This window comes from uncultured Mycobacterium sp., from assembly GCF_964249325.1.
In the GTDB taxonomy this organism is placed as follows: Bacteria; Actinomycetota; Actinomycetes; order Mycobacteriales; family Mycobacteriaceae; genus Mycobacterium.
Window position 1 is genome coordinate 1 of the sequence record NZ_CAXUCH010000241.1, and the last position, 4,033, is coordinate 4,033.

Annotated in this window: 4 protein-coding genes and 1 pseudogene (1 of these 5 cut by a window edge); 2 read left to right on the top strand and 3 right to left on the bottom strand. The window is 68.7% G+C overall.

What is annotated here, in order from left to right:
• Positions 1-252 (top strand): DUF559 domain-containing protein (locus tag ACFE99_RS21285; RefSeq protein ID WP_375488389.1); only part of this gene is annotated, 252 nt, incomplete at its 5' end.
• On the opposite strand, the gene ACFE99_RS21290 is transcribed toward ACFE99_RS21285, so the two are convergent.
• Together ACFE99_RS21290 and ACFE99_RS21295 are read right to left on the bottom strand one after the other, a co-directional pair.
• A complete protein-coding gene (locus tag ACFE99_RS21290; protein ID WP_375488390.1) occupies positions 249-953 on the bottom strand; it encodes a type 1 glutamine amidotransferase in 705 nt (234 codons plus the stop codon). The genes ACFE99_RS21285 and ACFE99_RS21290 overlap by 4 nt on opposite strands.
• Positions 946-2,178 (bottom strand): MurT ligase domain-containing protein, encoded by a 1,233-nt coding sequence (locus tag ACFE99_RS21295; protein WP_375488391.1) that lies wholly within the window; start codon positions 2,176-2,178, stop codon positions 946-948. The genes ACFE99_RS21290 and ACFE99_RS21295 overlap by 8 nt, the downstream gene beginning before the upstream one ends.
• A gap of 128 nt (positions 2,179-2,306) precedes the next feature.
• On the opposite strand from ACFE99_RS21295, the gene ACFE99_RS21300 reads away from it, so the two are divergent.
• Entirely contained in the window at positions 2,307-3,296 is a 990-nt protein-coding gene (locus ACFE99_RS21300; RefSeq protein ID WP_375488392.1) for a DEDDh family exonuclease, read from the top strand.
• A 5-nt stretch (positions 3,297-3,301) separates the two neighbouring features.
• On the opposite strand, the pseudogene leuA reads toward ACFE99_RS21300, so the two are convergent.
• A pseudogene (leuA, locus tag ACFE99_RS21305) lies at positions 3,302-4,033 on the bottom strand (2-isopropylmalate synthase); it runs 1,266 nt beyond the window's last position.

A 4,033-nucleotide genomic window follows, 5' to 3' on the forward strand; every position in this document is an offset into this window, starting at 1 on the left:
GCGACGAGCTGGTCCGCCGCGACGTCACACCACGCCAGGGCGATCCCAAGAGAAGGGAAGTACAAGGTGGCGGTCGAATATGACGGCGACCAGCATCGCGCTGACCGGAAGCGATACGTCAAAGACCAGCGGCGGATGCGCAAGCTGGAGGAGATGGGCTGGATCATCATCCGGGTGATCGCCGAGGACAAGCCCGACGACGTCGTGCGGCGGGTGCGTGCCGCGCTGCTCGCCAGAGGTTGGCGGTCCTAGGCGCGCAGCCGCTCGCGGCGCAGCAGCTCCACCTCGGGCAGCTCCAGCGGCGGCAGCTCACCGACCACTCGGTTGAGCAGCAGATCGGCGAGCTCCGGGTTGCGAGCCAGACACGGCCCATGCATGTAGGTGGCGACGACGCTGCCCTGCACCGCGCCGTCGAACCCATCACCCGAACAATTCCCCGCACCTTTTTTCACGGCCCCCAACGGAGACGCTGCGGCGCCCAGGACTGTGCCGCCGCGGTGGTTCTCGAAGCCGGTCAGCGGCGCCGTCAAGCCGGCCAGCAACGGCGTACTGATGAGTTCGCCGATGGTGCGCTTAGGCTGCGGTGAGGTGGTCGCATCAAGGAGGCCCACCCCGTCGACCCGTTCACCCGCCGACGTCTCATACCAGTGCCCGAGCACCTGGATAGCAGCGCAGATCGCCAGCACCGGCGCGCCGCGAGCCGCGGCGCGCTGCAAGCCCGGATGCTTGGCGAGATGCCTGGTCGCCAGCCGCTGCGCGTAGTCTTCGGCGCCGCCCAGGGTATATAGATCCAGGGTCTCCGGCACCGGGTCGGCCAGCGTGATCTCGACGATCTCGGCGTCTATGCCACGCAGCCGAAGCCGTTGCCGCAACACCACCGCGTTGCCGCCGTCGCCGTAGGTGCCCATCACGTCGGGCAGCACCAGCCCGATCCGCACGGTCGAGTCAGCCATGGCGGGCCAACTTTCGCTGCAGCTGCAGGAATGCGGTGTAGTTGGCGACGACTTCGACGTGTCCGGGCGGGCACGACGCGATCGCCGCCATCGTGTCGTGCACAAGCGTGTGTTGCACACCCGCATACCCCAACCGCACCGCCAGATCGGTACCCCGCTCACCGGCCGCTACTACCGCCGTGTCTTCGAAGTGCTCGAAGCGCACATCCCAAAGCCAGGACAGGTCTTCGCCGTCGGGCACCTGACCATTGACCGCGATGACCACGCCGGCCGCGTGCTTGTCGACCATTGACAGGGCTTCCTGCCAGCCGGCCGGGTTCTTGGCCAGCAGCACCCGTACGGTGTGGCTGCCGACTCGCACAGTGCGGTAGCGCCCGGCGACCTCGTCGACCCGAGACACGGCTGCCACCGCGGCCGCGGGATCGGCACCCAACGCGACGGCGGCCGCGACGGCTTGGGCAGCGTTGCCGCGGTTCACGGCGCCCGGCAGGCTTAGCCGCATCGGTGTCGCCAGCCCGTCCGGCCCGTAGAGGGTGTCGTCGTCGAACCACCAGTGCGGGCTGGGCCGCTTGAAGTCGGTGCCGGTGGAGTACCAGTGGGTCTTGTCCCGGACGATCACCTCGCCGCTGCGTGGGCAGCTGACCGAGTCGGCGGCCCAAGCGCCGCCCGCGGACACCCACACCACGTTGGGGCAGTCGTAGGCGGCCGAGGTCATCAGCACGTCGTCGCAGTTGGCGACCACAACCGTCGACGGATGCCGGGTCAGGCCGGCGCGCAGCGTGCGTTCGATCACGTTGATCTCGCCGACGCGGTCCAGCTGGTCGCGGGACAGGTTGAGCAGGATGACGGCGGCGGCATCGACGGCATCCATGACGTGCGGCACGTGCATTTCGTCGACTTCCAAAGCCGCCAGCTCGGCGCCTCGGTGCGCGGCCAGCGCGGCGATCAGCCCGGCGTCCATGTTGGCGCCCTCGGCGTTGGTGGCCACCCCAGAGCCAAGTGTGCTCAGCGCGGCGGCGGTCATGCGGGTGGTGGTCGACTTGCCGTTGGTCCCGGTGACGATGACCGTGCGCCGGCCCGCGCCGAGCTGACGCAGGATCGAGCGGTCCAGGGTCATCGCGACGAGACCGCCGATCATCGCCCCGGCTCCCCGGCCGGTCACCCGCGACGCCCACCGCGCGCCGGCTCCGGCGGCCAGAGCGAGACGTCCACGGGTGGTGATCACCCGGGAAGTTTAGGGCGATCGCAAGCGCGGCGCTTGCGCCGGGCGCAGCGGGTCGCCTCATCGACTTAAGTTCACGACACGACCCGCAGCGACCCGGCGATGTCGGTGCGACATGACATCCTCCATTCATGCGGACCACGTGGGGTCGGCCAGCCGGCGAACCCGGCGCAGGATGGGCCGTCGTCGACGTCGAAACCTCGGGTTTTCGGGCCGGCCCTGCCCGGATCCTCAGCCTGGCCGCGCTGGCACTCGACGCCGAGGGCCGAGTGGAACAGTCCGTCGTCAGCCTGCTCAACCCCGGAGTCGACCCGGGCCCCACCCATGTGCACGGCTTGACCGCGGCGATGCTCGAAGACCAGCCGCAGTTCTGCGACCTGGTCGGCGACCTCGGTGAGTTGCTGCGGGGTCGCACGCTGGTCGCCCACAACGTCGCCTTCGACTACGCCTTCCTTGCCGCCGAGGCTGAATTTGCCAACGTCGAGCTGCCCATCGACACGGTCATGTGCACGGTCGAACTGACCCGCCGGCTGGAACTTGGGGTGGACAACCTGCGGTTGGAGACCCTCGCCGCGCATTGGGGTGTGACGCAGGAGCGCCCACACGACGCGTTCGACGACGCGCTTGTGCTGAGCCGGGTGCTGCCTGCGGCTCTTGAGCGGGCCCGGCAGCGCGATGTGTGGTTACCCCTACGCCCGGTCACTCGCCGACGCTGGCCGAACGGCCGGGTAACCCATGAGGAACTGCGACCGCTGAAGATGCTGGCATCACGGATGCCCTGCCCCTATCTCAACCCGGGGCCGTATGTTCAGGGCCGCCCACTGGTGCAGGGCATGCGGGTGGCGCTGGCCGCGGAATGCAACCGCACCCACGACGAACTCGTCGAGCGCATCCTGCACGCCGGACTGGCCTACAGCGACGCGGTGGACCAAGAAACGTCGCTGGTGGTCTGCAACGTTCCCCGGCCCGACCGCGGCAAGGGTTATCTCGCCCGCGAGCTGGGTGTGCCGGTGATCTCCGATGGGCAATTCATCGACAATGTGGGCACCGTCCTGCGGGGAACCAGCGTCGAGGAATTCACCGATGCCGCCGATGCCGACCAGCAATTGGTCTTGTTCTGACCAGCTCAGCGACGCGAGGCGCGGTTCACCGCCGACACGACCGCGCGCAGCGAGGCGGTGGTGATCGACGACGCGATCCCGACACCCCACACCGTGCGGCCCTCCACCGGGCCTGATGGGCGCCGACCCGCTTCGCCCGGCTGCGCCGGGCTTGCGATCGCCACCGGTTCTGATGGGTGCCGACCCGCTTCGCCCGGCTGCGCCGGGCTTGCGATCGCCACCGAAGCCTCGACGTAGGCGGCGGCCTGCGCTTCTTCGCCGGCCGACATCGCGTGCTCGGAGTAGTCCAGAACGTGGACGTGGATGCCGACGTGGTTCAGCGCGTCGACGAACGCGGCCAACGGACCGTTGCCGGCGCCGCTGATCTCGGTCTCCACGTCGTCGATCTTGACCACGGCCTCGATGCGGTCGGTGCCGCCGTCGACTTCGGAGGCGATCACTCGCTGGCGCATCCGCTCCAACGGCCGCACCGGGGCCAGGTACTCCTCGGCGAAGGCCTCCCACATTTCCTTCGGTGAAACCTCGCCGCCCTCGCCGTCGGCGATTTTCTGGATCACCTGGCTGAACTCGATCTGCAGCCGCCGCGGCAGCACCAACCCATGGTCGGTCTTCATGATGTAGGCCACTCCGCCCTTGCCGGATTGTGAGTTGACCCGGATCACCGCCTCGTACGTGCGCCCGACGTCGCGTGGATCGATAGGCAGGTACGGCACCTGCCACAGCATCTCGGAAACATC

Coding starts and splice junctions, on each gene's coding strand:
- ACFE99_RS21300 (WP_375488392.1), top strand. CDS start 2,307: ATGCGGACCACGTGGGGTCGGCCAGCCGGCGAACCCGGCGCAGGATGG.
- ACFE99_RS21290 (WP_375488390.1), bottom strand. CDS start 953: ATGGCTGACTCGACCGTGCGGATCGGGCTGGTGCTGCCCGACGTGATG.